Origin of the sequence: Pseudomonas agronomica, from assembly GCF_025917275.1 — a bacterium.
Classification (GTDB): Bacteria; Pseudomonadota; Gammaproteobacteria; order Pseudomonadales; family Pseudomonadaceae; genus Aquipseudomonas; species Aquipseudomonas agronomica.
On the sequence record NZ_JAOSHO010000403.1, the window covers coordinates 1 to 4656 of the forward strand.

Annotated in this window: 5 protein-coding genes; 2 read left to right on the forward strand and 3 right to left on the reverse strand. The window is 60.5% G+C overall.

Going from position 1 to position 4656, the window contains the following annotated elements; all coding sequences use genetic code 11:
* Positions 1-41 precede the first annotated feature (41 nt).
* Positions 42-446: an RNA-binding S4 domain-containing protein gene (locus OC610_RS21515; protein ID WP_264430616.1), complete on the reverse strand. Its 405-nt coding sequence runs from the start codon at positions 444-446 to the stop codon at positions 42-44.
* Positions 447-681: 235 nt separating this feature from the next.
* On the opposite strand from OC610_RS21515, the gene rimB reads away from it, so the two are divergent.
* Together rimB and rimK are read left to right on the forward strand one after the other, a co-directional pair.
* Positions 682-1164, forward strand: a complete 483-nt coding sequence (gene rimB, locus OC610_RS21520) for a retropepsin-like aspartic endopeptidase RimB (RefSeq protein WP_039592641.1) — start codon at positions 682-684, stop codon at positions 1162-1164.
* Positions 1161-2066 carry a 30S ribosomal protein S6--L-glutamate ligase gene (gene rimK, locus OC610_RS21525; protein ID WP_030141550.1) on the forward strand — a complete coding sequence of 302 codons (906 nt, stop codon included), beginning with the start codon at positions 1161-1163 and terminating at the stop codon, positions 2064-2066. Before rimB ends, rimK begins: the two co-directional genes overlap by 4 nt.
* 132 nt (positions 2067-2198) lie before the next feature.
* On the opposite strand, the gene OC610_RS21530 is transcribed toward rimK, so the two are convergent.
* Together OC610_RS21530 and ompR are read right to left on the reverse strand one after the other, a co-directional pair.
* Positions 2199-3512: an ATP-binding protein gene (locus OC610_RS21530; protein ID WP_030140494.1), complete on the reverse strand. Its 1314-nt coding sequence runs from the start codon at positions 3510-3512 to the stop codon at positions 2199-2201.
* Positions 3513-3626: 114 nt separating this feature from the next.
* Positions 3627-4367: an osmolarity response regulator transcription factor OmpR gene (ompR, locus tag OC610_RS21535; RefSeq protein WP_264430620.1), complete on the reverse strand. Its 741-nt coding sequence runs from the start codon at positions 4365-4367 to the stop codon at positions 3627-3629.
* Positions 4368-4656: the final 289 nt, after the last annotated feature.

Here is a 4656-nt window from a genome sequence, read left to right on the forward strand (position 1 = left end):
AGCAAGCTCCCTCGCCACGGGTTACCGGTGTGGCCGATGTTTCAATCGCTATTGCTTCCATGAAACTTGAACAGGTCCCGGCGCTGCTTCTTGCTCGGCTTGCCATCGGTGCTGACACCCAGGGCGCCGGCCTTGCGCTGGGCGGCTGCGGCTTCACGCTTGGCGATGCTGGCTTCGGTCTCGCGGTATAGCGCTTGAGCTTCCGGCGCGCCGCGACGCACGATGGACAAGGCTTCGACAACCACGGTTTTTTCATCAAAACCGGCACGAATGACGTATTCATCACCGATACGTGGCTCTTTGCCAGGCTTGCAACGTTCACCCCGGTGATGGACCTTGCCACTTTCGATGGCAGCCTTGGCCAAGGCCCGGGTTTTATAAAATCGTGCCGCCCACAACCATTTATCGAGACGGACCTTGTCATCCTCTTCGCTTTTTTGTGCCACTGGAATTCCTCTTTCTAACGAATAGCTGGAACTGTACTACCGTTTTTGTCGGGCGCACGAATCCGTCGCGACGGATAGAATGCCCGCCGAACCGCCCGTTCATATGGCGGGCGTCGGCATCGGCTACACATTCAAACGGGTGCGTAGATAACTGTCGCCATTTTGTGATTATTCTGCGTGAATACCGCGATTCGCGAAGTCCGCGATCCGATGTGCCAATTTCAGGTTGTTTTTATTGAAGACTTTTGACCATCTGACCGTCGTCGGTCTACGCGAATGGGTGGCGCTCCCGGACTTGGGAGTCGCCGGCCTGCGCGCAAAAATCGACACCGGAGCCAGTACTTCCAGCCTGCACGCTACCGACATCGAGCCATTCGAGCGCGACGGCGAGAAATGGGTGCGCTTCACGGCGCACCTGGGCACGGTGGTGCAATTGCGCCATCGCCGCTGCGAAGCGCCGTTGGTGGCGCGCAAGACCATCAAGAGCTCCAACGGCCACGCCCAGGTCCGCTACGTGATCAGCACCACGTTGGCGCTGGGCGATCGGTTCTGGCGTGTCGAGTTCACCCTCGCCTGCCGCAAATCCATGCGTTATCGCCTGTTGCTGGGTTCCAAAGCCTTGATTGACGGCCAGTTGGTGGTCAATCCAGGCATCAAATACGTCCAAGACAAGCCGGCATTCCCGGTGTCCACTACCTCTGCCACAGGTGTTGCATGAAGATCGCTGTGCTGTCGCGAAATCCGCGTCTGTATTCCACCCGTCGCCTGGTCGAGGCCGGGACCGAACGTGGCCATGAAATGGTGGTGATCGATACCCTGCGCGCCTACATGAACATTGCCAGCCACAAGCCGCAGATCCACTATCGCGGCAAACCGCTGGAAGGCTTCGATGCGGTGATCCCGCGCATCGGCGCATCGGTGACATTTTATGGTTGCGCCGTGTTGCGCCAGTTCGAAATGATGGGGGTGTACCCTCTTAATGAATCCGTCGCCATCGCCCGTTCCCGGGACAAGCTGCGCTCCCTGCAATTGCTGTCTCGGCGCGGCATCGGCTTGCCCGTGACCGGTTTCGCCCACTCCCCCGACGACATTCCCGACCTGATCGCGATGGTCAATGGCGCCCCCCTGGTGATCAAGGTATTGGAGGGCACCCAGGGCATTGGCGTGGTGCTGTGTGAAACCGCAACGGCGGCGGAGTCGGTGATCGAGGCGTTCATGGGCCTGAAGCAGAACATCATGGTCCAGGAATACATCAAGGAAGCCGGCGGTGCGGACATCCGTTGCTTCGTGGTCGGTGACAAGGTGATCGCCTCGATGAAGCGTCAGGCTCGGCCGGGTGAGTTCCGCTCCAACCTGCATCGCGGCGGCAGCGCAAGCCTGATCAAGATCACCCCCGAAGAGCGCATGACCGCCCTGCGTGCCGCCAAGGTCATGGGGCTGGCCGTGGCTGGCGTGGACATCCTGCGCTCCAATCACGGGCCGCTGGTCATGGAAGTCAACTCCTCGCCAGGCCTGGAAGGCATAGAGACCACCACCAGCAAGAACGTGGCAGGGATCATCATCGAACACCTGGAAAAGAATGGCGGGCCGAACATGACCCGGACCAAGGGCAAAGGCTAATCCATTTACAAACACTGTGGGAGCGAGCTTGCTCGCGATGGCGGTGGATCAGCGAAGTTGATCTTGACTGACCCACCGCCATCGCGAGCAAGCTCGCTCCCACAGGTCCTCTACCTGACCTGAAAGAAATCGCTACACCGCATCCCGAGGCAACATCAAGCCCAACGGCAAGCGCACCCGTGCTTCCAACCCGCCACCGACTCGGTTGCGCAGTTCGACGTTGCCACCGTGCATCGAGGCGATGCGCTTGACGATCGCCAGGCCCAGTCCGGTGCCCTTTCCTCCTCGGGCGCGATCGCCCCGGGTAAAGGGATTGAAAATGGCTTCCAACTCCGACGGATCAATGCCAGCGCCACGGTCCATGACGCTCAGCACCACGTAAGGCGCACTGGTGTCGCCGGAGACATAGGCCGCGACTTCGACGCCTGCGCCAGCATGGTTCAGGGCGTTGCCGATAAGGTTGTTCAGCAAACGCTTCATGGACACCCGGCGCAACGGGAACGGCTGGATCGGCTCCAGGCGCAACTGTACTTTTTCGTCGTTCTGGTTATAGGGCGCAACCACTTCCCGCACCAGCTCACTGAGGTCCACCTCCTCCACGGACTCATCACGACCGTCGCGAATGAACGCCAGGAACTGGTCGAGAATCGCGTCCATGTCTTCGATGTCGCGGACCATCTCGTCGGTCAGGTCGGTGTGCTCGCCCATCAACTCCAGCGACAACCGCAACCGGGTCAGCGGCGTACGCAAGTCGTGTGAAACGCCCGCAAGCATCAGTTCACGCTCGCGCCCGGCCTGTTCGACATCCTCTGCCATCTGGTTGAAGGCGCGATAGACCTCGGTCATCTCGCTCGGCGTATCGCTGATCGGCAGCCTTACGCTACGACCCTGGCCCAACTGCCGGGCGGCATACACCAGGCGCTTGAGCGGCTGGTTGAGCTGGCTGACGAAGATCCATGCCGATGCCGTCGATAACAGGCCGATCGCCAGGAACCAACCCAGCACGTTCCAGATTTTCTGGCCACGCAATGGATGCGGGTACAGCGGCACCTTCAACCAACCGTCACCCAGGCTCGGGGCTCGCACCCACAAGGCCGGCGGCGAATGCATGCGCAGTCGCACTTCGGTGTCGGCGCCCAGTTCGGCCTGCATCTGCCGTTGATAGATTTCGCTGTACGGCCAGTGCTGCTCCCCTTCCGGCACGCCGGCGCCAACGACCCGAATCAATGTCGCCGCCTCGGCAATCTTGGCTCGATTGGTTTCGTCAGCCGCCCAATAGGCCCGCAGGGTCAAGGCCACGCCGTGACTGTATTGGCGGTCCACCAGCACGTCTTCGTTCATCAGCAGGTAGACCAGCGTCAGCGCCTTGGAAAAAAGCACGACGATCAGCACCAGCCAGAGGGTGCGGGAGAAAAAACTCTGGGGGAACCAAACGGGGGTTTTCATGAATAGCCGCTACACACTTGCAGGAGCGAGCGATGCTCGCACAATGACGGACCGCGAGTCGCCTGGAAGAAGACATTTCAACCAGCCAGGCCACCCGCTCCTACAAATCGCCGATCACTTGCTGGCGGCGCCATCCGGCACGAACACATAACCGACGCCCCAGACCGTCTGGATATAACGCGGCTTGGAAGGATCGGGCTCGATCATCCGGCGCAGGCGGGAAATCTGCACGTCGATGGAACGCTCCAGCGCATCCCACTCACGACCACGGGCCAGGTTCATCAGCTTGTCCCGCGTCAGCGGCTGGCGGGCGTTCATCACCAGGGCCTTGAGGACGGCGAACTCGCCGGTAGTGAGCATGTGGATCTCCTCGCCACGCTTGAGCTCGCGGGTAGCCAAGGACAGTTCATAGTCACCGAAGGTCACGCTTTCGTCTTCGCTGCCCGGCGCACCCGGCACCGGGGCCGACTGGCGACGCAAGACCGCCTTGACCCGGGCCATCAGCTCATCCGGGTTGAACGGCTTGGCCAGGTAATCGTCGGCGCCCAGTTCCAGCCCCTTGATGCGGCTCAGCTCGTCGCCCTTGGCAGTGAGCATGATGATCGGGATCTGGTTGTTCGCGCCACGCAGGCGACGGCAAGCGGTCAAGCCGTCCTCACCCGGCAGCATCAGGTCGAGGACCACGAGGTTGAACACCTCACGGGCCAGCAGACGATCCATTTGCTCGGTGTTCGGTACGGTACGGGCGCGGTAGCCCTTGCTGACGAAAAAACGCTCCAGCAGGCTGCTCAGCCCGGGATCGTCGTCAACAATCAGAATTTTTTCGCCTTCAGCAGTTTGTGCAGTGCTGCTCATAGGAAGCTCCTTTGATCTTGGCGCGCATTATGGCCTAGCTGCCGTTATACGCACCGTGTGCATTGTTAGCAGATTTTTCCTCTATCTCCAGCAATCCACCCATCAAACCCTCGGTTCACGACACCCCCGAACAACGGAACGCTGGTTATAATGCGCGGCCTTTGTGCCAGGACCAGGCCGGATCTTTACACCGGCGCCGCATTTTTCTACCCCTGGCCAGGCAGCACTTTTTGAATTTCGCGGGTCAACAGGCAGCCTTTTGACCCAGGCAGCGGCGCATGCCAGGCCG

Excerpts from the sequence above, each read along its gene's own strand:
- OC610_RS21530 (WP_030140494.1), bottom strand. The coding sequence starts at position 3,512 with ATGAAAACCCCCGTTTGGTTCCCCCAGAGTTTTTTCTCCCGCACCCTC.
- ompR (WP_264430620.1), bottom strand. The coding sequence starts at position 4,367 with ATGAGCAGCACTGCACAAACTGCTGAAGGCGAAAAAATTCTGATTGTT.
- rimK (WP_030141550.1), top strand. The coding sequence starts at position 1,161 with ATGAAGATCGCTGTGCTGTCGCGAAATCCGCGTCTGTATTCCACCCGT.